Below are 25100 nucleotides of genomic sequence, written 5' to 3'. Positions count from 1 at the left end.
ATTTTTATGAGAAAGGAAGATAAGGCGATGAGAACAGAGGCCAGGATGACCACGCTTTGTTATATAGAAAAGGACGGCGCATATCTTATGCTGCACCGCGTCAGCAAAATGCATGATGTGAATAAGGATAAATGGATCGGTGTGGGAGGCCATTTTGAACATAATGAGAGCCCGGAGGAGTGCCTGCTGCGGGAAGTGAGGGAGGAGACAGGGCTGACCCTTACTTCATGGAGATTTAGGGGGCTGATCACTTTCATGGCAGACGGCTGGGATACCGAGTACATGTGTCTGTATACTGCGGACAAATATGAGGGGGAAATGATCTCCTGCAACGAGGGCGTGCTGGAATGGGTAAAGAAGGAGGATGTGCTGGGCCTGAACCTCTGGGAGGGGGATAAGATCTTCTTCCGTCTGATGAATGAGGACAGGCCGTTTTTTTCACTGAAACTGTCCTACCATAACGATTGTCTGGTGGAAGCAGCCCTTGACGGGCAGAGGATGGAGCTCTTTGATATACTGGATGACCATGGGGAGAGGACCGGAAGGGTAAGGGAGAGGACCATGGTCCATCTGGACGGTGATATCCATGGGACTGCCCATATTTGGATCGTGCGCAAGGGGCCCTATGGCGGTTTCGACCTGCTGCTCCAGAAGCGGAGCAGATGTAAGGATTCCTATCCGGGGTGTTATGATATCTCCTCCGCGGGACATGTCCAGGCAGGGGACGGTTTCCTTCCCACCGCTCTCAGGGAGCTTAAGGAGGAATTGGGTATTGAGGCATCGCAGGAGGACCTGGAATTTGCAGGCATCCATACAGGTTATATGGAAGAAGAATTTTACGGCAGCATGTTTAAGGACAGTGAGTACAGCCATGTATACGTATACCGCAGGCCGGTGGAGGCTGAGAACCTTAAGCTCCAGGAGGAAGAGGTGGAAAGCGTTATGTGGATGGGCCTAGATGAGTGCATGGAAGCTGTGAGGGAGGCCGCGCTGCCCAATTGCCTGTACATGGATGAACTGGAACTTCTAAAGGGATATCTGGAGGGACATCCCCAGGGGGGTATGCAGGGGCATTCCTAAGGGTGCATGCAGGGGCATAAGCATGAATAGGAGTGTAATCAAGAGTATCCAGCCTGATCCTTCGGAAAAAGGGAGGTCAGGGTGAGGGGAGCATGAGTGTGAAGAATAATATTTTACTGCGTACCAATATTTTTGTGTGTACCATCATTATACTGGGATTTGCAGTTACGTCCATAACCAGTTACCGTGCCAACATCGGGGTATTTGAAAAGGATGTGGAGGATGTAACGGACCTGGCGTCCGAGGGCATTTATTATAAGATCGATTCTATTTTTACAAAACCGGTAAATGTCTCCCTTACCATGGCCAATGACAGTCTTTTAAAGGAATTTCTGGCAGAAGAACAATCGCGTATGGAGGATGAGACATTTATCAAAAGCATGCGGGACTATTTGTATGCCTACAGGGAAAAATATGCCTATGATTCCGTATTCCTTGTCTCCGCCCAGACAGGCCGTTATTATCATTTTAATGGACTGGACCGGGTACTGGAACAGGGGAATCCGGAGAATACATGGTATTATGATTTTATTGCAGATCCTCATGAATATTCTCTGAATATCGATAATGATGAGGCCAGCGACAATGAGATCACCATATTCATCAACTGTAAGATCAAGGACCGAGATGGAACCGTGATGGGCGTTGTGGGTGTGGGGTTCAGGGTGGATTATCTCCAGGAACTGCTAAAAAGCTATGAGGATGAATTTAATGTCCGGGCCCGACTGGCGGATGAGAACGGTGTGGTGGAGATATCCACCCATCACACGTCCTATGAGCCGATGAACCTGTTTGATGATGGGAGTTATGATGATATGCGGGATCAGCTGCTTTCAGGCAGGGAGGAGATGCAGACTTTCTGGCATACAGCCGACAGGAGCAGGGAGTATATGGTATCCCGTTACATTGAGAACCTGGACTGGTATCTTCTGGTGGAGAATGATACCACAGACCTGAACCGGCACATGAAGGAATCCCTGGAACAGGGGATTGCGGTCATATTGATGATCGTGGCAGGGGTCCTGTTCACCATCACCACGGTGATCCGCCGGTACAATGCCCAGATCATTGAACTTACAACTGCCCGTGAGCGGGAATATAATAAGATACGCCAGGACGCGGCAAAAGAGCTGTACGAGAATATCTATGAGCTGGACATTACCCACAACTGCGCAGTGGGGGAGAACACGGAGCGGTACTTTGAGAGCCTGGGAGTACCGGTTAAAACGCCTTACAGTGAAGCGCTGAACATAATTGCGGATAAACAGATCAAAGAGGAATACCGCCGGGGCTATGTGGACACATTTTCCCCGGAACATGTGATGGAAGCATACTCCCAAGGCGTTAAGAGCCTTACCTATGACTTTATGATCACCAATAATGGAAGCGACTATTATTGGATGCGGATTATGGCCTGCATCTATTTCTGGAGCGAGGACAATTCCGTGCGCATGACGATCTACCGCCAGAATATTGATGAGGTGAAGCGGCAGGAAACAAAGCTGTTTGAGCAGATGCAGAGTGATCCGCTGACAGGGCTATATAACAAGGCGGCAACAGAGGAGATGATCAGCGAACAGGTGAAGGGGGCGGAACCGGGCAGCTCCTATGCCTTCCTTATTCTGGATATTGATAATTTTAAACATGTCAATGATACACTGGGCCATTCCGCCGGTGATTTTGTCATTTCCCAGTTTGCACAAAACATCCAGTCCCATTTCAGGGAGGGCGATATTGTGGGGCGGATCGGAGGAGACGAGTTTGCCGTATTCATTCCCTTTACAGGCATGGAGAGCCTTGAAAAGAAGGTGCAGCAGCTGGTTGCGGACCTGCATACCTGCATTACCACGGAGGCAGGGAAATGCAATGTCTCCGCCAGTGTGGGAATTGCAATCTATCCTGGATCAGGCATGGATTTTGAAACCTTATATAAAAATGCCGACCTGGCTTTGTACAAGACAAAAAAACGGGAGAAAAACGGATATACGGTATTTAAAAAATAATAACTTTTTTGTAAGTTTATCGTCAGAAATAGTTGTTTTTTGTAACCTGGAAGTATGGTATACTGATTAGTACATTGTCCTGTGGACGGCATTTCATATGCTTCCAGCACAGGACAGTGTACTTATTTTGTTTTTCAGAGGATATATGTGATAGGAGAGGTAGCCAGATGCGATCAAAACAATGGAAATCATTTTTATGTATATGTACAAGCTGCGCCCTGCTGATGAGCACGGCAGTGTACGCAAACCCCGTGGTTATCGCCCCATTGGAGGAAAGCCAGGTGGCATCCGTCCAGTCAGGGGGACAGTCGGGAAGCCCTGCGTCCAACCAGGGACCATCGGGCAGCGGGGATGCAGGCACGGTATCTTCCAGCGGACCTGCTGCTGACAACACAGCCGGACAGCCCTCATCCGGCGCCTCTCCCACAGAGGCCGGGAATGGGATAAGCCCAGGGGCGCCGGGGACCGGAAGCCAGGGAAATACGGGAAATAATACAACAGGAAATAACGTAACAGGAAATATCGGTACTGTGGACACATCCGCGATCCAGCAGCCGGTGGTTGCGGCTGAGGGTGCGGTCCTTATGGACGCGGCCACCGGAAACGTCCTGTTTTCCAAAAACGGAGAAACCAAGTATTATCCGGCCAGCATCACCAAACTTATGACAGCTCTTTTGGTGGCTGAAAACTGCGGGCTGGACGACAAGGTTACATTTTCTGCCACTGCTACCACCAATCTGGAGTCGGGTGCGGTATCCATCAACATGACGGAGGGGGATGTGATGACCGTCCGCCAGTGCCTGTATGCCCTGCTTCTCAAATCCGCCAACGAGGTGGGGAATGCATTGGCCGAGCATGTGGCAGGCAGCAATGCCCAGTTTGCCGAGAAAATGAACGCCAAAGCGGCTGCCCTGGGGTGTACCAATACACATTTTACAAATCCCCATGGGCTTAATGACTCCAACCACTACACAACGCCCCATGACATGGCGCTGATTGCAAGGGCTGCTTTTCAGAATGATATTGTAAAGACCGTTGCCTCTACCCGTACATACAGTCTGCCCGCCACCATTAAGAACCCGTCCGGGCTTACCGTGTCCATTGGACACAAGATGCTCAACCCCAGCGATTCCAGATACTATGAAGGGGTGATCGGCGGAAAGACTGGCTATACCTCCAAGGCAGGCAACACCCTTGTGACAGCAGCGGAAAAAGATGGGGTAAGGCTGATCGCGGTAGTCATGAAGGCTAAATCCACCCACTACACGGATACTAAGTCCATGTTTGACTATGGATTTGAACTGGCCAAGGCAGGGGCTCTGGGCAGTTCAAACAGCAGCGGGACAGGCCCAAGCAGCACTGGAAATGCAGGCAATGGGACCGTGGGAAACAGCAGTACAGGGACGAATAATACAGCAACGAACAATACAGGAACAAACAGCACAGGAAACAGCGGTCCGGGGACCGCAGCCGGCCAGGGATGGGTCCAGGATGCCACCGGATGGTATTACGTGAAGGACAACGGCTCCAAGGCGGTCAATGAATGGCTGACACTGGACGGGGTTTCTTACTGGATTGATTCCAACTCCTATATGGCTAAGGGATGGAGACAGATCAACGGAATCTGGTATTTCCTGCGCTCCAACGGAGCCATGGCAAAGAACCAGTGGGAGAAGGTGGATGAGAATGGTCTGTGGTTCTATCTGGGACCGGACGGTGCCATGCTGACTAACACCACTACGCCGGATGGGCATTATGTGGGGAGTGATGGGGCTTGGGTGGAGTAAGATGAGATAGTAGAGTATATTTTGAATTCAGAACAAAAGCAAATATGATTTTGAGGCATCATATATTGATGTATTATCATATCAGTAGAGAAAGTATACTATACCACTTGAAAAATGTAACAGAACGAAATCCCGGAGAGCGGAAACTCTTCGGGATTTCTTTTTAATGTACCTGAAAAATTACTCAACAGGCAATGCAGTATAGGTCAATGTGTCAGGATTCCTCAGATATATGTAAGCCATCTGGGAGACTACGGTATTCAGTGGGAGTCAGACCGGTCAGTTTTTTAAAATTACGTATAAAAGTCTGTTGATTATTAAAGCCTACAAAGGCTGCTACTTCAGCAATAGTTATTTGTGTTGTGCAGAGTAGTTCTTTCGCGTGTTCAATGCGCAGACCAGACAAATATGTGATGATATCGCATCCTGTTTCTTTTTTAAATAGTTTGCTTGTATAAGCTGGGCTGCATCCGATATAGGTGGCCATGGTTTCAAGAGAAATGTCCGAATTATAATTCTCACTCATCCATTTTATCAGATGGTCAATCTTTACTTTCCCTTTATTAGCGCTGGCTGCCAGAACAAGGCCGCATACATCCTGAACAAGGGGTAGAAGAAGTTGACCAAAATCATGAACTTTTGCCATTCTGTTCAGATCTTCCAGAACCTGTTCTTGAAGTTTTACACAGTCTGCATAAATAACAGGCATATCTTTTGTTGTCTCTATTATTACATTGATAATTTGTGATGCTGTTTCCTTTACTGATGCAACAGAGGTATTGGGATTGGCGTGGATAACGGAAAAATAGGACTTTAGAAAGTCCTCGGCCTCCGGTGATTTGCCCAGGCGGATATATCTGGAAAGAAGTTGTTGCTTGTTATAATCGAACTGTACTTCCGAACGCTGAAACTCTTCATAGCAATAGGGAATGATCAGATGATTATGGATCTTGTGATTTAAAAGTTCCGCGGCAGCGCTATAGGATTGATGAAGCTCTTCAATGGAAGACGTGATGGTTCCAAAAGCGATTATGGGAGGTTTATCATTGCCGGAAGCACAAACACTTTGCAGTACACCCCCCAATTTATTCATACCCAAAAGACGGATGTCATCTGAGTGTGTCTTAGACATATCCAATATACCAACAATTGTTCCGGGATTTTCCCATAACCAATAAGACGGAAAATAGTTGTCCGAAGCGGTCTGGCATGTATGCAGCAGATTTTTTTGGGCATCGCTGAACTCGGATTTGTGGAGATTGTAAAAGAGCTGGATGGAAACCGGAACCTGTATTAACACAACAGACACACACTTCAATCGTTCTTCAAGTTTCAAAAAGGCAATACTTTTTACAATGCCTTCTTTTCTGTAATCTGTTCCGCAGCACAAGTCAAGTAGTAGCTTTGACTGGAGAACCTGCTGATTAAGATCTAGAATGGAACGCAATGCAGCTATCTCTTTTTGGTCATGCGAATATGTCACAAGGAGAGAACGATATCTTTTGTAGAATATATATGCAATGCCAGACACTGCCATTAATAAAAAAATAGCAATCAGGACCTCCATGGTTGTTCCTCCCTGTAATGTTAAAGAATAAGAATTTATTTGGTTTTATTATAGTATATAAAATTTGAAAAGACAAGATTTGGACATTGAGAAACAGTATAAAGTAAAAGCAAAAGCATAAGGAACATCTTAAGATGTAGTGGCCTATTTCGTAAAATGCAAATAAAAAACGAAATATACAGCATGAAAAGTACAGAATTTGTTAATAAAAGCAGATAATGACTATATACTTTTTGATGCCTCGGAGCTAGTTTATAGGAGTAGGAAGCTGCTGGCAGTAAATAATACCTAAGATCGTCAGAATCAATTTTGATATGGCAGAAAGAAGGATAAAGTGAAAGCGTTTATGATTGAGGATACCAGATTTGCCGGTTTTATTGAGGTGGAAGAACCGCAGATCTGCAGCCCTACCGCTGTCAAAGTACAAGTTGAGTCAGTTGGTATATGTGGAACAGATATTAAAATTTATGAGGGACATCATTCTCTATCCATGGGACAAAAAAGGATACCTGGACATGAGTTTGCCGGGGTTGTCACAGAGATAGGAGGGCAAGTTAAGGGCTTAAAGAAAGGAGACCGTGTTGTCCATGAGCCGATCTCGTATTGCGGCCAATGCTACGCCTGTTTAAAAGGTGAAGGAAATGTGTGTGCACAAGTGAAAGTGACAGGCTGCAATATGTCCGGGGGACTGGAAGAATACTTTGTGTCAGATGAGCGGCAGTGGCACAGGATTCCTGACTGGATCAGCTGGAATGAAGCTGCATTGATCGAACCTTATACCATAGCGGCACAGGTATGTGCCCGGGCTGAACTGGCACCAGAAGACACATTGCTGATATATGGGGCTGGACCTATTGGTCTCATGCTTGCAGATACGGCTATACATATGGGGGCAATGGTAATGATTAGTGAAATTAGTGACGGAAGGCTTAGAATGGCCAGAGAAATTGGAATACCATATGTAATAGATTCCACCAGGGATAATCTCAGGGAGCGGGTCATGGAACTGACCGGAGGCTATGGACCTAACATTATTGCGGACTGCGCAGGTATCGTGCAGTTGGATGAGGAAGCGATTGACATGCTGTCCCCATGCGGAAGATTCGTGCCGGTAGCGGCTGTGCCCTTTATGTTTGATGGCTATAAGGCCATGAGAAAGCAGTTGAAAATCGTGGCTTCAAGACTTCAAATGCATCAGTTTGCACCTGTGATTTCAAATTTTAGGCAGTATCAGGAGCACGCGGACAGGATAATTACGGATGTTTTTGATTTCAGGGATACAAAAAAGGCCTTTGCCCTTGCCGGCCAAAGGCGTCCTGAGACGGGGAAGATTGTTCTTCGTTTTAACAAATACATGGATTAATGGAGGAATCGGTTATGGATACGGTTGTGGTGGTTTATACCTCTATGGGAGGCCTGATTAACACTATGAAAAAAGAACTTTCAGCAGCGCTGCCGGATTGCAGGATAGTAAATATCGCAGATGACAGTCTGATCAGGGAGGTTGTGGAACACGGCAGAGTCACGGACAGGGTGAGGGAACGCATGATGCATTACTTCCAGGCTGCTGCCAGGTGGGATCCCAAAGTGATCATCAGCGCCTGTTCTTCTGTGGGAGAGGTTGCGGAAGCGGCAGATAAAATACTGAGTGTACCGGTTATCCGTATAGACAGGGCCATGATTAAAAAGGCTTTACAGCATGGGGATAGAATTGGCGTGGTGGCATCCCTGGCGACCACCATGGAGCCTACGGCATCTTATATTCGCCGCCTGGCCTCAGATATGGGGAGGAATGTCCGGGTGATCGGCAGAGTGGCACAGGGGGCATATGAGGCTAACAGTCAGGGACGACCGGAACTTCATGACGATCTTATCAGAAAAGAAGCAGAGGTCATGGCGGGAGAGGTGGACGTATTGATTCTAGCGCAGGGTTCCATGGCGGGAATGGAAGCATCTCTCAAGAAAGACACAGGATTGCCGGTATATGCAAGTCCATGTCTTTGTGTAAAGGAAGTGCAGGAGATATGTGAGGTGAACAGATGATAAAGTTGACAGAGGAAAGAGAAAAAGAGTTGGAAGCACTTTGTCGCCAGTTTCGGATTGACATTATATCAATTCTTCATGAATTGCAGACAGGACACGCGGGAGGCTCGCTGTCAGAGTGCGAAATCCTTGTAACGCTGTACATGGAGTGCGCCAATATTTCAAAAGAAAACCAGTATGACAGCGGCAGGGACAGGATTGTACTTTCCAAAGGACATGGAGCGCCCATGCTTTACCGTTGCCTTTGTGAAAAAGGCTTTTTTCCAAAGGAGGAAATGCATACATTAAGGCAGCCGGGCAGCCGCCTTCAGGGGCATCCCTGTTCTGCGAAAACCCCGGGAGTGGAGTTGTCCACAGGACCTTTAGGCATTGGGCTGTCGGCATCAGTAGGAATGGCTTGCGCCAACCAGCTTATGGGGAACGATGCCTATGTATTTACCGTGATGGGTGACGGGGAATTAAATGAAGGGACGATATGGGAAGCGGCCATGTCTGCGGTGAAGTTCAGATGCGACCATTTGATCGGTATTGTGGATTGGAATAAAGTTCAGTTAGATGGGACCACGGCCCAGGTCATGCCCATGGATCATATGGAGGAGCGCTGGAAATCATTTGGGTGGAATGTCCTGACATGTGACGGACATAAGATAGCCGGGATTTATACGGCCATTGAGAAGGCAAAAAGCATGAGAAATGGGAAACCATGTGTGATTCTCGCAGATACTATTAAGGGAAAAGGGGTATCTTTTATGGAAGGTACAAATAAATACCATGGAAAGGCTGTATCAGATGAAGAATACGCGCAGGCAATGAAAGAACTGGGAGGTATAAAGTGATGGGAATGGCGTTAAGGGATATTTACGGTGAAAGTCTTGTTAAATATGCTGGTCTTAATGACAGGGTAGTAGTTCTGGACGCCGACCTCTCAAACAGCAGCAAGACCTGTATGATGGCAGCGGCCTATCCTGAGAGGGCATTTGATGTAGGAATTGCAGAAAGCAATATGGCCGCCATGGGGGCCGGATTTGCTTGCAGCGGATTCATTCCATTTGTCAATACCTTTGCCACACTGGCGTCTTCCATGTGTGCATTATCCGCTAAGGCACTGATTGGATATTCTGGATTGAATGTGCGTATCGTAGGTTCTAACAATGGCCTGGGAGGAGGATATGATGGAGCCACACACCATGCGATCGAGGATATTAACGTGATGCGGGGAATTCCCGGAATGCTGGTCATGTTGCCCTCCGATGGCATTATGCTGGATTGGATGGTGAAAATGCTGGTGGAGGATTATAAAGGACCAGCCTATGTCAGCATACCCAGAAACGGATATGAAAACATCTATGATACAGGAGAAAACTTTAAAATTGGAAAAGCAAAGCAGCTTTCGGAAGGAAAGGATGCGGCTATCTTTGCCGTAGGACTATCTGTTTACAGGGCCGGTAAGGCGGTGGAAATTCTTGCGGCTCAGGGAATCAGGGCCAGACTGTTTGATATGTTTACAATAAAACCGCTGGACAGAGAGACTGTGATCCGTGCAGCGGGTGAAACGGGAGCAGTGGTTATTGTGGAGGAACATTCAATTATTGGCGGGCTTGGAACCGCGGTACTGGAAGTCCTGGCAGAGGAGAAGATCCAGGCAGAGATATCCAGACTCGGAATACGTGACTGCTACACAGAGAGCGGGAGCTATGAGGAACTTGTGGAGATATTTGGCCTTGGAACCGATTCGATTGTTAATGAGGTCCGCAGTGTGGTTTCCAGAAAGGAGGATATGGAATGCGGGAGGAGATAAGGGATTTATATAAAAAGAGCTATGAATTGCGGCTGGATGCTGTTAAAATGGTTTATCATGCCAAAACAGGCCATGCGGCTCCCAGTCTATCCATGGCAGATTTGATTACGGCAATGTACTTTTACATTTTGAAGCTTGATCCGGCCGATCCGGGCTTAAAGGACAGGGACAGGTTTGTCTTATCCAAAGGGCACGCATGCCCCATCTACTATGCGGCTTTGGCTAAACGGGGATTCTTTCCTGAGAAGGATCTGATGGAATACAGGAAGTTAAACAGCAGTCTGCAGGGACATCCCGATATGCGCAAGTGCCCGGGGGTGGATATGACCACAGGCTCTCTTGGAAATGGATTGGCGGCCTCACTGGGGATGGCCCTGATTGGGAAGAAGAACAGGAGCAGTCATTATGTCTATGTTATCTGCGGCGATGGGGAGCTCCAGGAAGGAATTGCATGGGAAAGCGCTATGTATGCCGGAAATGCGCATCTTGATCATCTGATATGGATTGTGGATTGCAATGGCCTGCAGTCAGGGGGAAGGGTTGCCGATATTCAGGATTTGGGGAATCTGGAGATGAAATTCAAAAGTTTTGGATGGGATACTCAAACCATTGACGGCCATAACATGGAGGAGATCCTGGACGCAGTTACTACAGCTAAAGCTGCTAAAGGAACCCCTTCTGTGATCATAGCCAAAACAGTAAAGGGAAAGGGCGTATCCTATATGGAAGACCAGTATCTATGGCATATGAAAGCACCCAATGATGAGGAATATAAAATTGCAGTTGAGGAGCTGGCAGAGGAGGCAGGGAAATATGAATAAGATGGTTTCTACACGGACAGGCTTTGGTACGGGACTGGTAGAGCTGGCAGGAATGCGGGATGATGTAGTAACTACTTCGGCAGACACCTATCGTTCGTTTGCCCTGAATAAATTTGTAGAGAAGTACCCGGACCGGTATTTTGAGTTTGGAATTGCCGAACAGGGGATGTTGACAGCTTCCGCCGCCATGGCGGCAGAAGGCTGCTGTGTCTTTTCCGTGGGTTACAGCCCCTTCCTCTCTATGCGCGGGCTGGAGCAGATACGTACATTTGCCGCATATCCCAACCTCAATGTAAAGGTGGCCGCGGGTCTGTCTGGACTGTCAGGGGATACGGACGGGGTAACACATCAGGGCACAGAGGATATCGGAATTGTCAGGACTATCCCCAATATGGCGCTGCTTTGTCCTGCGGATGCGGTTGCTGCAAAGGCATTTGTGAAAATGGCAGCAGATCTTCAGGGGCCGGTTTATCTGCGCCTCGGGAGGGGGGCAACACCTGTAGTTTATAAAGAAAATCAGAGGTTTGAGTTTGGAAAGGCAATACATGTCCGTTGCTATGGCAGGGAGGCGGTGATCGTGGCCTGTGGTCCTTGTGTGGCTGAAGCTGCTAGGGCAGCTGACCAGCTGAAAGAAGATGGGATTATGGTTACGGTTCTGGATATGTATACGATAAAACCGCTGGATGTAGATACCCTAGCGGGCTGCTGTGAAGGGGCCGGGAGCGTCATAACAGTGGAGGATGGTACGGTCTGTGGTTTGGGAAGCGCTGTGGCTGAGGCGCTGGTGGAACATAATGTACATCCGAAGCATTTTAAAAGGTTAGGAATGACAACATTTGGGACAGCAGGAAGCCTTCCTGAACTGTTGGGCTTTTTTGGCCTGGATTCCAAAGGTATTGTGGAGAGTGTCCAAAGCCTTCAATAGATGGCAGATAGAATAAGGAGGAATTGACAGATGAGTTACACATTGGATCAGTTGTATGGCATAAGAGACCAAGTGATCGTGGTTACAGGCGCCGCAGGAGGTATCGGTTTGGAGCTGTGCCGGGCGATCCGGGATTTGGGCGGCAGGGTGGCGGCTGTTGTAAGAAACTCAAAAAGCCGGGAAAAAGTTCTGGAGGCGCTTCATTGCCCGAATTTATCCACAGAAAAGGATGTACTCTGTGTTATTGCGGATCTGACCCATGAGGAGGCTGTAAAAGCGGCAATGGAACAGATTGACCGGCACTTTGGAAGAATTGACGGACTGGTAAATGCAGCAGGAATGAATATAATTGAAAGCCTGGAGAAGATGACGCTCAGTGATTTCCAGAAGGTTATGGACACAAACTTTACATCAGTGGCAATCTGCTGTAAATATGCGGGAGGCTATATGCTAAGAGCAAAGAAAGGCCGTATTGTTAACATTTCCTCCCTCAGTACTGTGAAAGGGAAGGCATACTACACAGCCTACGCCTCCAGCAAGGCTGCAGTGGACAGCTTTACCAGGGCATTGGCAATTGAATGGGCCCAACAGGGTATTAATGTCAATTCAGTGGCACCCGGAATGATAGTCACGGATATTAACAGGAAACAGATTGAAGAGAATCCAAGATCATATGAAAAGCGGATTGAGAGTATACCGCGGGGGTGCGCAGGGAGAACAGAATGGCTGGTGGCGCCTGTGATTATGCTGCTCTCACCTGGCTCCGTCCACATGACGGGACAGACTGTATTTGTGGACGGAGGCTGCACGGCCGGGGATACGTTTGTAATGGAGACAGAACGTTTCAGATAACAACATCCTCATCCGGGATCCAGGCGCAGCGAAAGCCAATGCGCCTGGCTGTATAGGACGGAGTGTGCGCCAGATTCAGCCAAAACATACCCGCGCTTTTCTCGTGATACCAATGCCCGCCCCGGAGAGCAGCTGTTTCCCCATGATTGCGAAAATACAGATCACCGGGAGCGCAGGCATCTTCCATAGGAAAAACACAGGCCGCGCGGAGGAAAAGTAAGGCCTGAGCAGACAATTCTGTAAAACAGGAAAAATCGGAAAAGGGCATGTGACCATATGTGGAATCCATACCAGGAACCAGTTGTTCGTATATATGCTGCGGATATGTACGGGAGAGCGACAGGGCGAAATCAGGAGTTCCTCCGGCAGGAGGCGGCGGACATGTATAGTCAAAATGAAGGGTATTGGGGAAATCAGCGGGCATGAACCGGCCATCAGGCAGCATGGAATTCCAAAAGGAGCTGTTTCGCCGTTGGGCTTCGTTGATGGCAGAATACTCCGGTCTCAGCCACAGAAGCTTTCCATCCAGCATCCTAAGACCGCCAACCCATTCAGCCACATTACCATTGCAGTCGAAGATACCGTTTATCGTATGGTCGTGAGCCCAGGAAATGGGACCGCTTCCGGTCAGGGCCGGTCCGCCGGAGCCGTTCGGCAGGGGAGACATAAGGGTGCAGGTATCTTCCGGGTGCCCACAGTCGCTTCCATTGGAATTATTTCCACGGGGGACAATTCCACGGGCGCGGCTCCACAGGGCAATCCCAGCCCACTCGTAATTCGTCATCAGGTGCCAGCCTGGTCCCTTGGCCTGGCAACATTCTAATGCTTCATCATAGCTGATAAAATTTCTGGGACACTGGTCCGGAAGACTGTAAGCACGTCCCCTTTTTGTGATATTCTGGTATTTAGAGAGCCAGACATATTGTACTTGGCCTCGGGATGTCTGAAACATGGGATGAACGGCATTTCCAGCATGGGGGATCACCTGTTCCAGATCAAAACAAGGAATCCTTACCATCAGGGATGGAAGGCCGGCATCATCATACACCAGGGTATTTGTCCGCCCCGTAAGCTTTTCCACGATTATTTTAGCAGGAACTTTATCTTGAAGCAGGGTATAAAAAAATTTGGTCTGTCCGGTGGTTTTGGCACAGCGGTCCGCGAAACTTTCAAGGATAAGCAATTCCATTGGCGGATAGAAAGTATGATCTGGCAGCATAAAATCTCCTTACAATATTTTCAGATGATTTTTATATGTTTCCGGTGAAATGGTATTGTAGGATTCCATCGAATAAAAATAGTCCAGCGCGGCACGGCGGCAGGTTTCGATATGCGTTTTCATTAATATGGCGGCTTTTTCATAATTTTTGTCAATCAAAGTGTTGATGATATCCAGATGTTCTAAACGGGCATCATGGATCTGTACCCTGTTCTGTTTACTTGCAATGACCACTTTTGTGTTATCATCAAACAGTTTATGCATCATATCAATAATATATCGGTTTCCACAATACTCAATGATAAAAAGATGCATGGCCGTATCCAGACGGAAGGCATTTTGAATGTCAGGAAAATCCTGGGTAAAAGTATTGCGGAAATGCAACAGTTCCTCTGTCGGTAAATGAGGGGCTGCCATGCCGAGCGCTACCGGCTCGATCTCAATCCTTGCCTGAAAAATCTGCAGGACATCACTGAGCTGGATATCTGACACGAAAATCCCCTTTTTAGGCATGACCTTTACAAGCCCTTCCGATTCCAGTCGGTTGATGGCTTCACGGACAGGCGTACGGCTTAAACCAAGGTCCGTTGCCAGCTGGCTTTCATTTATGAAAGAACCGGGCTCATAAATACAGTTGATCAAACGCTCTTTTATTATCTGATAGGCATGATTTTTCAAATCACGATTTCCGGTTTTCGGCATAAGTAACCCCTTCTTTTCTCAAAATATGGTTTTAATATAAGAAACAAAAAGTATACAACATGATTATTATAAGCTGATTCTTACTATTATACAAGATTGAAAATCACCATAAAAAGAGGGGGGGATTTGTGAAAAGTATCTACATGGTCCTGGATCTATTTAGGTAGAAATGCATAAAAATATATTTAAAATCTAAGCAAATATGCTATTGAAATACTAAAAACCATGTTGTATACTTTAAGCATGCAATAAGAATATATTATGCTTATAAAAAACGGGAGGAGATACAATGGTCAGAAAAAAAGAGGAAATTCCATATGAAAGCAAACCGGCTCCTTTCCATGGGTTAGGGGAGATAACAGTGCGTTCCCTGTTAAATGGAGAGGAGGATATGTATGGTAAAGGGAGGATTTTTGCACATACTACTGTGAACCAGGGGGCGGGAATTGGCTATCATATCCACGAAAATGAATCTGAAACATACTATATTTTAAGTGGAGTCGGTAAATTTAATGATAACGGCGTCATCCGGACCGTAACAGCGGGGAATGTTACTTTTACCGGAGCCGGAGAAGGACATGCAATAGAAAATGCGGGCGATGTTCCACTTGAGATGATAGCTTTGATTTTATACCAATAGCCGGGATGGAGAAAGGTCTGCATAAAAACAGGCGGCCAGCTATTGGGGAATGAATAAAAGATATAATAAAAGGATAAATAGGAAAGGAAGAGACATTATGAAAAAATTACAGTTAAAAAAAGTTATGGGAGTTACAATGTCACTTGTTTTAGCCATGTCATTGACAGCCTGTGGTACTTCTTCAGACAACAAGAATGATACAACTGGAGCTTCAGCTGCGGCACAGACAGAGGCAGCAGCGCAAACTATTGATTCAGGGGCAGCGGCCAGCGCAGAAACAGTTACCCTCCGCCTGGGCCATACACAGTCTACCGAGCATCTGATCAACACTTCTGCGGAGAACTTTGCCGCATTGGTGGAAGAACGGTCAGGAGGCGCAATCCATATTGACGTATATCCCAGCGAGACACTTGGAACTAATACAGAACTTGCAGAGGCCTGCTCAGAGGGAGATGTGGATTTATATATTTCTGCCACGGGCCAGTATACGTCACGTTATACACCATTTACGATTGTAGAAGCCTTTTACATGTTCAGGGATTTGGATCATATGATGAAATTTTACGACAGTGATTCCCATCAGACTTTGGTTGACGGTCTGGCAGAGGCATGTAACGTAAATATACTTGCAGATTTGTATTATGGGGCCCGCCAGATGACCACTTCGGGAAAGGCGCTGAAAACCGCCGATGACATGGCCGGATTAAAGATGCGCGCGGCCAATGAACCTCTTCCAATTGCTGCATTTACCCAGTTGGGTGCTTCTCCTACACCAATTGCGTATAACGAGACCTATTTGGCGCTTCAGCAGCACACTGTGGACGGACAGGAGAATCCTCCTGCTTCCATTTCTGCAATGAAGTTCTATGAGGTTCAGGATTATTTGAACTTGACCTACCACCAGTTTCAGATGCTGAGTATTTTCATGAGCGATACGGCTATGCAGAAGCTGACTCAGGAGCAGATTGATATTATGTACGACTGCGCCAAGGAAGTTGCCAAGGAGCATAATACCAAGGCGATCGAGCAGGAACAGGGCTATATTGAAGAGATTGGAAAATATAGTGAAATCGTAGAGCCTGATATTGAATCCTTCCGTGAAAAGATTGCGCCTATGTACGACCAGTTTAAAGATCAGTGGGTTGATGGTATGTATGAGGCGATTCAGGCAATGTAAGCTCTGCAGGAGAAAGCCGGCCCTGTCCGGCTTTCAATTTCACAAAAAAGGAGTGCGGTATGGTAAAGAAGTTAGAAAGCATAGTTTATCATGTTCAGAGGACGTTTTTTATAGCTGTGATGACATTCATGCTGTTAGTGCTGTCCCTGCATGTGATCATGCGCTTTGCGTTCAATAATCCAATCATCTGGACAGATGAGGTAATTACTATGATGCAGGGCACGCTGGCTTTTGCAGGGATTGGCTATTGTTTTCATAAGAAGCAGCATACGGAATTATCCCTGGTCTACGACAAGGTCCCGCGTCCCGTACAATGGCTGTTTGATCTGGCATCTAACGGCATCATGCTGTTTTGTACTTGTTACATGATTAAATATAGTTGGAAATTTACTCTTAAAAAGAATATTCAGATGAATACAATTCCGTGGATGAAACAAAGCTGGATTTACTGTTTTATTACAGTGGGGTTTATACTGGCGGCCTGTTACATCCTGCTGCGTCTGATTGAGGTGTTCCGCTGTATCAACAAGGAATTGAGAGAAAGGGGATAATGGGGGATGGCACTATTATTTTTATGTTTTTTTGGATTTATGGTCATACGCATGCCCGTTGCCTACTGCATGCTGTGCAGCTCTATTATCTATTCCATGGTGTATGGGGAGAGCCTGAACATGATCGTTTCCCGAGCTGTACAGGGCTCCAGCGGCTTCACATTGCTGGCCTTGAGTTTCTTTATATTGGCAGGTAATATTATGAACCGGGGCGGGGTGACGGATCGGATTTTTAACTTCTGTAAGAAGACGATAGGATGGATTCCTGGAGGTCTGGGGCATGCCAATGTACTGGCGTCTGTGGTTTTTGCAGGAATGTCCGGTTCGGCGGTGGCTGATGCCGGAGGTCTGGGAGCCATCGAAATTAAAGCTATGAAGGATAATGGCTATGATGAGGAGTTTGCAGTAGCTATTACTGGAGCATCTTCCTGCATTGGGCCGATTATTCCTCCTACCATATCGGGGGTGGTCTACTGTGTGGCCAGTGGTGTATCTGTAGGAAAAATGTTTATTGCAGGTATTTTGCCAGGATGTTGTCTGGCGGTGGTGCAAATGATATATGTGTATATAGTGGCTAAGAAGCGGGAATATCCCCGTACACCCTTTGGTGGATTCCGGGATTTGAGCAGATCTTTCGTCACATCTTTCCCTGCATTGTTGACGCCAGTTATTATTTTGGGAGGGATCATAACAGGTATCTGTACTCCTACAGAGGCTTCGGTGGTAGCTGTGTTATACGCGCTTGTCCAAGGCTTTCTGACACGGGATCTGAAGTGGAAGGATATGCCTGGAATCATGGACGATACCCTTACCAGCGCCATGAGTGTACTCTTTATCGTGAGCTGTGCCAATGCATTTGGATACATTATTACTGCACAGCAAATCCCGGGCAAGCTGGCAGCGGTGTTCCTGAGCGTGGTTACAAATAAATTCATCGCCCTTCTGGTTATCAATATCTTTTTACTTTTGGTGGGAATGGTTATGGAGAGCCTGGCCGCTCTTGTAATCCTGGTGCCGATTCTGATGCCGGTGATCGCATCCTTTGGTATTGATCCGCTGCATTTTGGAATTGTCTGCATCCTGAATATTACAATAGGTATGCTGACTCCGCCCGTAGGTATGGTGTTGTTTGCTCTGTCAAATGTGAGCAGTCTTTCATTTGAAAGGATTACAAAGGCAATGCTTCCGCTGCTGGCAGTTAATTTTATTGCGCTGCTGATAGTGACCTATTGTCCTCCGCTTACCACATGGTTACCTAATTTAATTATGTAAATAGAATAAAATATTTATAAAAGGAAAGGAAGTTGTGATATGATACCGATTGAACTTGATCAGGAAATACGGGAGGGTGTTTTTAAAACACTTCCTCAGATTATGGATATTCAGAATGAGGAACTGCGAAACAAGACTGCGGATGCATGGACGTATGCGTTACAGATCAACGGCTTTAAACAAATTGAAGAAATGCCAGGCTCCGGTATGCCCGAGGCCAGTGCGCTGGGAGACCAGAGTATGCACATCCGCGCGGTTGGATACAATACGCTAAGTCTGTATGAAAATCTATCCAGGGCTTATGAAATGGATTTAGGACTGGACAAAGACATATTAATAGCCAGCGCACTCCTGCACGATGTAGGCAAGCCTTATGAGTATAGTCCTGAGAACAGAAAGCGCTGGGGAGAAAACCATAAGACAACAGGAGCCCCCAATGTGCGGCACCCGGCTTATGGAACTTACATCGCAATCACATGTGAATTGCCGGAAGAAGTGGTGCATGTGTGTGCGAACCATTCCCCTGAAGGTCGTTTTGTGACAAGAAGTGCGTATGCCACCCTTGTTCACTATGCGGATGACGGTTCCTGGTTTTCGCTGGCAAGCATGTTTGATTTGAATATTCCGAAGCTGTAGAAAAAAAGTGTTAAAGAGCCGCAATCTTCTATTATGAGATTGCGGCTTTTTGCATTGAGCTACGGCAAAAAGAAAAGGTTAAAATATTTTTCCCAGGTATCCCTTTTTCCATTGTGTAATAGATATAATCCCCCCTCTATATTTAATGGAAACTGATATAGCTTAATTCCGGCTGTTATAATGAAATGTATACAATAATTGATAGTAAATGTCATATATAGCATATTCACTGACTCCGCCATTTGGGGATCAAGGGGAAATTATTATTGAAAACCTGAAACGCTAAAACCATCCTCTACCCTGCAGGTGATGTGGATGTAGCCCTGTTTGGAATATCCACGGATACCATGGAGGACTGCATTCTCTGCAATGGACTGGAGGATTATTCTTATGATCGTTTCATACATGCACTCCGGCTGGCATTTAATGATGTAGAGGAATGAATGGCTGCACCGGGCACTATGTATTGTTTACAGAACATGCAAAGTACAGTGACGGATGGGAACAGATATTTTCCAAGGCGGAATTCCTTATACCGGAACAGCAGAGACAACTTCTGGATCAAAAAGCCCGGAGCCTGGTAGGGGGAACAGCAGGAGAGATATATGGCATCCGGATATGGGAGGGACCTCTCTGGAACGGTATTTCATTTAATGGGCCGGAAGGAAATATCCTGATCACTGGACGCCTGGATGATCGGGTGAAGAGAGAACTGATGGGGGGATTTGACTTGCTGGCCACGGATGACGGGGTGTATAATTGTTAGAAAGACTATAATGTGTTCTATCGGAAAAGGAGGAATTCAATGAATGTTGTTGTGACAGGCGGATGCGGCCACATTGGTACATATCTTATTCCAATGCTTGTCCGTGCCGGCTATGAGGTTATCAATATTACCCGTGGAATAAGCAGGCCGTATGTGGAGGATGAGGCATGGGATTATGTGACTCCTGTGATCATGGACAGGGAAAATGACAAAGGATTTGCTCATAAGATTGCAGGCATGGAGCCGGACATTGTGGTCGATCTGATCAATTTCCATATAGAAGATACAAAGGCAACGGCAGAAGCTCTAAAGGGTACAAAGCTTTCCCACTACCTGTTCTGTTCTTCCGTATGGGCCCATGGCAGGGCCGAAATACTGCCTGCTGATCCTGCTGATCTGCAGAAAGCACCATTGGATGATTACGGTTTTAATAAATTCCAAAGTGAGATTTACCTGAGGGAGCAGTATCACACAGCCGGTTTTCCTGCAACGATCATTATGCCGGGACAGATCTCCGGTCCGGGCTGGACCATCATGAATCCCTGGGCCAATAAAACACCGGTTGTGTTTGAAAAAATAGCTAAAGGGGAGGAGATCTTCCTTCCTAATTTCGGAATGGAGACCTTACATCATGTACATGGCGAGGATGTGGCGCAGATGTTCTTTAAAGCGATCACCCATCGGAATCAGGCGTTAGGGGAAACCTTCCATGCAGTGGGCAGCCAGTCCATCACACTGTACGGCTATGCAAAACTCATGTATGGATTTTTTGGAAAGGAGCCTAAGATCGGTTTTCTCCCATGGAAAGACTGGTGTGAGTATATAGGTGATGAAACGGAAACCAGCGACACTTATTTCCACATTGCCAGAAGCGGCTTTTACAGTATAGAAAATGCCAGGAACCTGTTGGGGTATGAACCCAGGTACACAAATGTAGAAACCATAAAGGCAGCGGTCCAAAGCTATGTGGACAGAGGTGTTATTAAGTTGAACTGATATAGGAAGAGGCTATCGCAGACAGTTGAATTTCAACTGCAGGCGGCAGCCTTTTTTGAATTTAATAATTTTTTGCAACATTTTTATCTCCTTAACTGTATTTATAACAGAACCGCCAAAAGGCAGTCTAATTGAATCAGGAAAGAAGGAAATAATTATGATGAAAGAAATAGCTGTATTAACACTTTGTGCCATGATGTTATGTGATCCGGCTGTGGGCAGCGGCTTGGATGCTGCCGGTGAGCCTGCCTTGGCAGGCAGTATGGCGGGGATGGTAAATCCCTTTACGGAATGCGGGAGCCTTAATGAGGCCGGCCGTAGAGCCGGTTTTGAGATCCAGGTCATGAAAATGCCGGAAGACTGGGGAAAACCAGTGATACGTGTGTCAGAGGAGAGAATGATCGAACTGATCTTTCGGGATGCAGCGCATGACAGAGAAATCAGGGTACGCAAGGCTGTGGGCAGCGGGGAAATGAAGCAGCTGGTTAAGAACGTCAGATAGTCAGGAGGCAGGGGACAGACATGATATGTGTATGTTTGGAACATGTGTTTGCACAGCGGATCCGGGAAATAGGAATCAGGATCTTACGGATGGCAGCAGTGGGAAGAGAGCGCTTTACCAGGGTAGCCGGAAGCAGGGAACGGGTCCGTGGGATACAGGATAAAAGATTTAATGGAAAGCTAAATGAACGGATCAATGAACGATTCAATGAACGGTTCAATGAACGGGCGGAGCGGATCATGAGGATTTACGGGAACAGTATTATACGCCTTACCTACTCATATCTTCATAATATGAGTGATGCGGAGGAGATCCTTCAGGATACACTGGTCCGATTTCTGAAAAATGCCCCGGAATTTGAAAATGAGGATCATGAAAAGGCGTGGCCGCTGCGTGTGGCGGCAAACCTTAGTAAGAACCGGATTGAATATAATAAGATACGATATACGGATGAACTGAGGGATACGCTGGCTGCGGAACAGCGGGAGGATCTGTCTTTTGTGTGGGAGGCAGTAAGGGAACTGCCTGTCCGGTACAGGGAAGTGATCCATCTGTTTTATTACGAGGGATACTCCACGGCTCAGATTGGAACAATCCTTAAAATGAAGGAGGCGACCGTGCGTTCCAGCCTGAGCCGGGGCGGGGAAAACTGAGGGAAATCTTAAAGGAGGTGTATGATTTTGAGGAAACGGTATGAACAGATTATGGATAGAGCCAGTGTGACGGATGAGATGAGCCGGCGTATCCTGGGGAATATCCGGGACATGAACCTGGTACCGGCTCCTCCCAGGAAGGGATTGCCCTCTTATGTAAAAACACTGGCAGCAGCGGTCTGCCTTGTTGTGATATTGGCAGGTACGGCTCTTTATCCGGGAGGACTTCTCAGACAGGCTCCCATGGAACCTAAGGATCCTGCAGTCCAGGTGGTGCCGGATATCCAGGAATGCGCCTCCCTCCAGAGTCTTTCCGAGGCAGTGGGATTTGAGGTCATTGAGTTGTCCTCCCTTCCCTTTGATGTGACTGATAAGACTTATACCGCATTCTGGAAAGAAGTTGCCCAGATCGATTACAGTGGTGAAGGCCAAAGCGCTTTATACCGGATGTGGGCTGGTACAGAGGACCGATCAGGGGATTATAATCTTTTTGAAAATGAAACAGAGGCAGTACTTGATATAGGCAGGGCCACCCTGAAAGGGAATGAGGGAGGATACAGCTTTGCACTATGGACAGACGGAACATATTCCTATTCCCTTAAACTGTCTCTGGAGGTGCCGGAGGATAAAATCCTTGAAATGATATCCGTCAGGTGATATTCTAAAAGTAAAATTCCCGGTACCAGGCTGTCAGAGTATAAAGGAGTACCTGATGGAAGGCATAGGAAGAAAAGAGGTAACCATGAGCCGGAACCGCCGTATCAGATTTGAAAATACTATTATTAGTATCATTGCGCTGGCCTCCCTGGCGCTGCTGATCCTCAGCTTCCTTCCGTCCCTGCCCGTATCCGAGAAGGTGCAGGTTTCACTGGAAATGGGAAAGATGGTCCAGAGGGCATTTTCCATTGTGCTCCTGGCCGCGTCCCTTCAGCAGATGAAGCGCAAAAAGGGTGGAATGGTGTATTGCGGTCCTTATCTTATGCATGAATTTTGTCCGTTGTTTTTCTGGGTTTCACCATCCGGCCCACTTAGTTATCATGGCCGGGGATAGAGCCCCGGCCGTTGCATTTGTCTATTTTAGGGAGGATTTTCGGAATGGGGAAGGGATATCCCGAGCCAAGGGGGGTCCTGGATTTGAGTTGGTTATTTTCTGGTTCAGCTGGGGAGGGTGGGGGTATTCTTGACGCCTTTTTGTATGCGGTCAAACCCTGGATCCAGCCCCGCACAAGCAGAGGGCCGGATATTCAGCATTATGAACATAAACCATGCCGCCAAGGCCGGGGTTACGGTACGGGAATATAAGGTGATGGAGCAGAGGGATACAGAGATAGAAAAGGGATTTGACAGGATTACCCAGGAATGGCTTCAGAAGAAGAGTGGACTGCTAAAATTCACACTGGGCTCAGTAGGGCTGGAACAACCTATGGATAAGCGTTATTTCTATGCATCGACCGCCTTTATCGTGTTTGTTCCCTTCTTGGGAAAAAAGGGTATATGGCCGATGTCACAAGGCACGGGCAGGATGCGCCGGGAGGTGTGATGGAAACGATCATCCATAAAGCGTTTCAGGTGTTTAAGAAAGAGGGCGTGGAGTTTGGCAGCCTGGGCGTAGCGCCTTTGGCTGGTCTGGAGGAGAACAGCGCCAATCTGGTGGAACGGCTGCTGTGTTTTGTGTATGAACATCTGAATGAGTGTTATGGTTTCCGGGATCTATCCCGGGCAAAGGAAAAGTACAGTCCCACACAGTGGCTTCCCTCCTACTATGTATACCTTCCAATGATTCCTACACCAGAGATGTTCTATGCCGTGGTAAGGATACAGAATCCACAGGAAATCTGGGATTAGATCCACTTTTTGTAAAGGCCCGGTTCCACAAGCGGTAGGAAACCGCCAAAGGCAGCCAATGGAGGAAAAACAGTGAAAAAACACAGGAAAATAACGCAGGAGAATAATATAGGGAAATCGTAAAGGGAGATAACAGAGAAAATTAACAGAGGGAATCTGGGCCTCCATCCCTTCCTTTTTATCCTGTTTTCGTATATAATGGGATAAAAAGGAAGCCCATTATAAAGCAAAAAAGGGAGTGGGGAATATGAAGAGAGTGAAGCAGCTGACAATGATATGGATAGCCGGAGGACTGTTAACTCTGATGTGCAGCACTGCTATGGCTGCCTCAAGAACAGAGATCAACAGCGTATCTCTGGAGGTGGAATCAGAGATCGAAGCCGGGGACAGTTCCAGCAATGTGGATGTATATTCTGATTCCGGCAGGTACAGTGTCAGTGATGTGGAAGTGACCAACGAACCAAAGGATGAATGGGATGACAATGACAAGCCCAAACTGAAGGTTACGGTAGATGCGGAGGATGATTACTATTTCCCTTCCGGATTTTCCAAAAGCGATGTGGACCTGAGCGGTGCGGATGGCAGGGTTACTTCCGTGACAAGAAAAAGCAGCACATTGTTTGTCTATATCACACTGGATTCTCTGGAGGGAAGCAGTGACCGGGACCTGGATGTCTATGAACTGGAATGGGACGAGTCATCCGGCATAGCCAACTGGGAGGATGACGGTGATGCCAGAAAATACGAGGTGCGCCTGTACCGTAATGACAATTCTGTTACCTCTGTCATCACCACCTCGGATACCAGTTACGACTTTTCCAAGTATATCACCCGAAGCGGCGATTATATGTTTAAGGTGAGGGGCGTCTATAGCTCTTCAGACAAGGGCTCCTGGGAGGAATCAGATACCTGGTATGTCTCTTCTGAGGATGCGGATGAGATCAACGCAGGGCACAGCGGATATGGCTCATATGACAGCGAAGGCAATAACTACAGCGGTGCCTGGCTCAGGGATAATGTGGGCTGGTGGTACTGCAATGCGGATAAGAGCTATACTGTAAACAATTGGCAGCTTATTGACGGCCAGTGGTATTTTTTCAATGCTGCAGGCTATATGGTAACCGGCTGGATCCCCTGGAACGGAGTGTGGTATTACTGCGGGGATGACGGCGCAATGTATCATAATACCACGACACCGGATGGGTATTATGTAGGAAGTGACGGGGGCTGGGTGCAGTAATTTATCTAAATTTGTTCAATAAGAA

Annotated in this window: 27 protein-coding genes; 24 read left to right on the top strand and 3 right to left on the bottom strand. The window is 47.1% G+C overall.

The window, feature by feature from the left end; translation table 11 throughout:
- Window positions 1–6 precede the first annotated feature (6 nt).
- The 3 genes from ABID13_RS17845 to ABID13_RS17835 all read left to right on the top strand — a co-directional run bounded on the left by ABID13_RS17845 (window position 7) and on the right by ABID13_RS17835 (window position 4870).
- Window positions 7–1080, top strand: a complete 1074-nt coding sequence (locus tag ABID13_RS17845; RefSeq protein ID WP_330376814.1) for an NUDIX domain-containing protein — start codon at window positions 7–9, stop codon at window positions 1078–1080.
- 92 nt (window positions 1081–1172) lie between these two features.
- Window positions 1173–3083, top strand: coding sequence for a sensor domain-containing diguanylate cyclase (locus tag ABID13_RS17840; RefSeq protein WP_048930989.1), 1911 nt, complete (start codon window positions 1173–1175; stop codon window positions 3081–3083).
- A 167-nt stretch (window positions 3084–3250) separates the two neighbouring features.
- Window positions 3251–4870: a serine hydrolase gene (locus ABID13_RS17835; RefSeq protein WP_048930988.1), complete on the top strand. Its 1620-nt coding sequence runs from the start codon at window positions 3251–3253 to the stop codon at window positions 4868–4870.
- Between the two features lie 214 nt (window positions 4871–5084).
- On the opposite strand, the gene ABID13_RS17830 is transcribed toward ABID13_RS17835, so the two are convergent.
- On the bottom strand, window positions 5085–6437 hold the full coding sequence (locus ABID13_RS17830; protein ID WP_007866915.1) for a helix-turn-helix transcriptional regulator: 1353 nt from the start codon (window positions 6435–6437) through the stop codon (window positions 5085–5087).
- A 334-nt stretch (window positions 6438–6771) separates the two neighbouring features.
- Here ABID13_RS17830 and ABID13_RS17825 point away from each other — a divergent pair, with 334 nt between their 5' ends.
- The 7 genes from ABID13_RS17825 to ABID13_RS17795 are packed head-to-tail and all read left to right on the top strand — an operon-like array spanning window position 6772 to window position 12876.
- Window positions 6772–7800: a zinc-dependent alcohol dehydrogenase gene (locus ABID13_RS17825; RefSeq protein ID WP_007866913.1), complete on the top strand. Its 1029-nt coding sequence runs from the start codon at window positions 6772–6774 to the stop codon at window positions 7798–7800.
- 14 nt (window positions 7801–7814) lie between these two features.
- Window positions 7815–8480, top strand: coding sequence for an aspartate/glutamate racemase family protein (locus ABID13_RS17820; RefSeq protein ID WP_007866911.1), 666 nt, complete (start codon window positions 7815–7817; stop codon window positions 8478–8480).
- A gap of 5 nt (window positions 8481–8485) precedes the next feature.
- Window positions 8486–9316 carry a transketolase gene (locus ABID13_RS17815; protein ID WP_195415366.1) on the top strand — a complete coding sequence of 277 codons (831 nt, stop codon included), beginning with the start codon at window positions 8486–8488 and terminating at the stop codon, window positions 9314–9316.
- Window positions 9316–10278: a transketolase family protein gene (locus ABID13_RS17810; protein WP_048930987.1), complete on the top strand. Its 963-nt coding sequence runs from the start codon at window positions 9316–9318 to the stop codon at window positions 10276–10278. The genes ABID13_RS17815 and ABID13_RS17810 overlap by 1 nt, the downstream gene beginning before the upstream one ends.
- Window positions 10263–11099 carry a transketolase gene (locus tag ABID13_RS17805; protein ID WP_007866906.1) on the top strand — a complete coding sequence of 279 codons (837 nt, stop codon included), beginning with the start codon at window positions 10263–10265 and terminating at the stop codon, window positions 11097–11099. Before ABID13_RS17810 ends, ABID13_RS17805 begins: the two co-directional genes overlap by 16 nt.
- Window positions 11092–12024, top strand: coding sequence for a transketolase family protein (locus tag ABID13_RS17800; RefSeq protein WP_007866905.1), 933 nt, complete (start codon window positions 11092–11094; stop codon window positions 12022–12024). The genes ABID13_RS17805 and ABID13_RS17800 overlap by 8 nt, the downstream gene beginning before the upstream one ends.
- Before the next feature lie 30 nt (window positions 12025–12054).
- Window positions 12055–12876: an SDR family NAD(P)-dependent oxidoreductase gene (locus ABID13_RS17795; protein ID WP_007869128.1), complete on the top strand. Its 822-nt coding sequence runs from the start codon at window positions 12055–12057 to the stop codon at window positions 12874–12876.
- On the opposite strand, the gene ABID13_RS17790 is transcribed toward ABID13_RS17795, so the two are convergent.
- Both ABID13_RS17790 and ABID13_RS17785 read right to left on the bottom strand, forming a co-directional pair.
- Window positions 12869–14095: a hypothetical protein gene (locus ABID13_RS17790; RefSeq protein WP_053095376.1), complete on the bottom strand. Its 1227-nt coding sequence runs from the start codon at window positions 14093–14095 to the stop codon at window positions 12869–12871. The two genes, ABID13_RS17795 and ABID13_RS17790, sit on opposite strands and share 8 nt — an antisense overlap.
- 9 nt (window positions 14096–14104) lie before the next feature.
- Window positions 14105–14797 (bottom strand): GntR family transcriptional regulator, encoded by a 693-nt coding sequence (locus ABID13_RS17785; RefSeq protein WP_045091439.1) that lies wholly within the window; start codon window positions 14795–14797, stop codon window positions 14105–14107.
- Between the two features lie 289 nt (window positions 14798–15086).
- On the opposite strand from ABID13_RS17785, the gene ABID13_RS17780 reads away from it, so the two are divergent.
- The 14 genes from ABID13_RS17780 to ABID13_RS17715 all read left to right on the top strand — a co-directional run bounded on the left by ABID13_RS17780 (window position 15087) and on the right by ABID13_RS17715 (window position 25075).
- On the top strand, window positions 15087–15437 hold the full coding sequence (locus tag ABID13_RS17780) for a cupin domain-containing protein (RefSeq protein ID WP_045091440.1): 351 nt from the start codon (window positions 15087–15089) through the stop codon (window positions 15435–15437).
- Window positions 15438–15534: 97 nt separating this feature from the next.
- A complete protein-coding gene (locus tag ABID13_RS17775; protein WP_045091441.1) occupies window positions 15535–16614 on the top strand; it encodes a sialic acid TRAP transporter substrate-binding protein SiaP in 1080 nt (359 codons plus the stop codon).
- Between the two features lie 59 nt (window positions 16615–16673).
- A complete protein-coding gene (locus tag ABID13_RS17770; protein ID WP_007869107.1) occupies window positions 16674–17165 on the top strand; it encodes a TRAP transporter small permease in 492 nt (163 codons plus the stop codon).
- A gap of 6 nt (window positions 17166–17171) precedes the next feature.
- The gene (locus ABID13_RS17765; protein WP_045091442.1) at window positions 17172–18437 is read left to right on the top strand and encodes a TRAP transporter large permease; all 1266 of its coding nucleotides are present in this window, start codon (window positions 17172–17174) and stop codon (window positions 18435–18437) included.
- A gap of 39 nt (window positions 18438–18476) precedes the next feature.
- Complete coding sequence (locus ABID13_RS17760) at window positions 18477–19073, top strand: HDIG domain-containing metalloprotein (RefSeq protein ID WP_007869101.1); 597 nt, start codon at window positions 18477–18479, stop codon at window positions 19071–19073.
- Between the two features lie 439 nt (window positions 19074–19512).
- Window positions 19513–19839 (top strand): hypothetical protein, encoded by a 327-nt coding sequence (locus ABID13_RS17755; protein WP_048930986.1) that lies wholly within the window; start codon window positions 19513–19515, stop codon window positions 19837–19839.
- A gap of 39 nt (window positions 19840–19878) precedes the next feature.
- On the top strand, window positions 19879–20835 hold the full coding sequence (locus ABID13_RS17750) for an NAD-dependent epimerase/dehydratase family protein (RefSeq protein ID WP_045091444.1): 957 nt from the start codon (window positions 19879–19881) through the stop codon (window positions 20833–20835).
- Window positions 20836–20992: 157 nt separating this feature from the next.
- Window positions 20993–21337 carry a hypothetical protein gene (locus ABID13_RS17745; protein WP_048930985.1) on the top strand — a complete coding sequence of 115 codons (345 nt, stop codon included), beginning with the start codon at window positions 20993–20995 and terminating at the stop codon, window positions 21335–21337.
- 20 nt (window positions 21338–21357) lie between these two features.
- A complete protein-coding gene (locus ABID13_RS17740; protein WP_242849303.1) occupies window positions 21358–21990 on the top strand; it encodes an RNA polymerase sigma factor in 633 nt (210 codons plus the stop codon).
- Window positions 21991–22017: 27 nt separating this feature from the next.
- On the top strand, window positions 22018–22647 hold the full coding sequence (locus ABID13_RS17735) for a hypothetical protein (RefSeq protein WP_048930984.1): 630 nt from the start codon (window positions 22018–22020) through the stop codon (window positions 22645–22647).
- 55 nt (window positions 22648–22702) lie between these two features.
- Complete coding sequence (locus ABID13_RS17730) at window positions 22703–23041, top strand: hypothetical protein (RefSeq protein ID WP_007869094.1); 339 nt, start codon at window positions 22703–22705, stop codon at window positions 23039–23041.
- 201 nt (window positions 23042–23242) lie between these two features.
- A complete protein-coding gene (locus tag ABID13_RS17725) occupies window positions 23243–23530 on the top strand; it encodes a hypothetical protein (protein ID WP_007869092.1) in 288 nt (95 codons plus the stop codon).
- A complete protein-coding gene (locus ABID13_RS17720) occupies window positions 23530–23835 on the top strand; it encodes a phosphatidylglycerol lysyltransferase domain-containing protein (RefSeq protein WP_007869090.1) in 306 nt (101 codons plus the stop codon). The genes ABID13_RS17725 and ABID13_RS17720 overlap by 1 nt, the downstream gene beginning before the upstream one ends.
- 247 nt (window positions 23836–24082) lie before the next feature.
- Window positions 24083–25075 (top strand): PspC-like choline-binding domain-containing protein, encoded by a 993-nt coding sequence (locus ABID13_RS17715; protein WP_007869089.1) that lies wholly within the window; start codon window positions 24083–24085, stop codon window positions 25073–25075.
- Window positions 25076–25100 lie beyond the last annotated feature (25 nt).

The organism is Enterocloster citroniae (assembly GCF_040545455.1).
In the GTDB taxonomy this organism is placed as follows: Bacteria; Bacillota; Clostridia; order Lachnospirales; family Lachnospiraceae; genus Enterocloster; species Enterocloster citroniae.
This window is presented reverse-complemented; position numbering and strand designations above follow the sequence as displayed.

Bases quoted from the DNA above. Each gene is read 5' to 3' on its own strand.
- ABID13_RS17785 (WP_045091439.1), bottom strand. From the start codon at position 14,797: ATGCCGAAAACCGGAAATCGTGATTTGAAAAATCATGCCTATCAGATA.
- ABID13_RS17845 (WP_330376814.1), top strand. From the start codon at position 7: ATGAGAAAGGAAGATAAGGCGATGAGAACAGAGGCCAGGATGACCACG.
- ABID13_RS17810 (WP_048930987.1), top strand. From the start codon at position 9,316: ATGGGAATGGCGTTAAGGGATATTTACGGTGAAAGTCTTGTTAAATAT.
- ABID13_RS17745 (WP_048930985.1), top strand. From the start codon at position 20,993: ATGATGAAAGAAATAGCTGTATTAACACTTTGTGCCATGATGTTATGT.
- ABID13_RS17730 (WP_007869094.1), top strand. From the start codon at position 22,703: ATGGAAGGCATAGGAAGAAAAGAGGTAACCATGAGCCGGAACCGCCGT.
- ABID13_RS17725 (WP_007869092.1), top strand. From the start codon at position 23,243: ATGAACATAAACCATGCCGCCAAGGCCGGGGTTACGGTACGGGAATAT.
- ABID13_RS17790 (WP_053095376.1), bottom strand. From the start codon at position 14,095: ATGCTGCCAGATCATACTTTCTATCCGCCAATGGAATTGCTTATCCTT.
- ABID13_RS17765 (WP_045091442.1), top strand. From the start codon at position 17,172: ATGGCACTATTATTTTTATGTTTTTTTGGATTTATGGTCATACGCATG.
- ABID13_RS17800 (WP_007866905.1), top strand. From the start codon at position 11,092: ATGAATAAGATGGTTTCTACACGGACAGGCTTTGGTACGGGACTGGTA.
- ABID13_RS17820 (WP_007866911.1), top strand. From the start codon at position 7,815: ATGGATACGGTTGTGGTGGTTTATACCTCTATGGGAGGCCTGATTAAC.
- ABID13_RS17840 (WP_048930989.1), top strand. From the start codon at position 1,173: ATGAGTGTGAAGAATAATATTTTACTGCGTACCAATATTTTTGTGTGT.
- ABID13_RS17835 (WP_048930988.1), top strand. From the start codon at position 3,251: ATGCGATCAAAACAATGGAAATCATTTTTATGTATATGTACAAGCTGC.
- ABID13_RS17715 (WP_007869089.1), top strand. From the start codon at position 24,083: ATGAAGAGAGTGAAGCAGCTGACAATGATATGGATAGCCGGAGGACTG.
- ABID13_RS17720 (WP_007869090.1), top strand. From the start codon at position 23,530: ATGGAAACGATCATCCATAAAGCGTTTCAGGTGTTTAAGAAAGAGGGC.
- ABID13_RS17780 (WP_045091440.1), top strand. From the start codon at position 15,087: ATGGTCAGAAAAAAAGAGGAAATTCCATATGAAAGCAAACCGGCTCCT.
- ABID13_RS17775 (WP_045091441.1), top strand. From the start codon at position 15,535: ATGAAAAAATTACAGTTAAAAAAAGTTATGGGAGTTACAATGTCACTT.
- ABID13_RS17750 (WP_045091444.1), top strand. From the start codon at position 19,879: ATGAATGTTGTTGTGACAGGCGGATGCGGCCACATTGGTACATATCTT.
- ABID13_RS17740 (WP_242849303.1), top strand. From the start codon at position 21,358: ATGATATGTGTATGTTTGGAACATGTGTTTGCACAGCGGATCCGGGAA.
- ABID13_RS17830 (WP_007866915.1), bottom strand. From the start codon at position 6,437: ATGGAGGTCCTGATTGCTATTTTTTTATTAATGGCAGTGTCTGGCATT.
- ABID13_RS17755 (WP_048930986.1), top strand. From the start codon at position 19,513: ATGAATGGCTGCACCGGGCACTATGTATTGTTTACAGAACATGCAAAG.
- ABID13_RS17795 (WP_007869128.1), top strand. From the start codon at position 12,055: ATGAGTTACACATTGGATCAGTTGTATGGCATAAGAGACCAAGTGATC.
- ABID13_RS17760 (WP_007869101.1), top strand. From the start codon at position 18,477: ATGATACCGATTGAACTTGATCAGGAAATACGGGAGGGTGTTTTTAAA.
- ABID13_RS17770 (WP_007869107.1), top strand. From the start codon at position 16,674: ATGGTAAAGAAGTTAGAAAGCATAGTTTATCATGTTCAGAGGACGTTT.
- ABID13_RS17805 (WP_007866906.1), top strand. From the start codon at position 10,263: ATGCGGGAGGAGATAAGGGATTTATATAAAAAGAGCTATGAATTGCGG.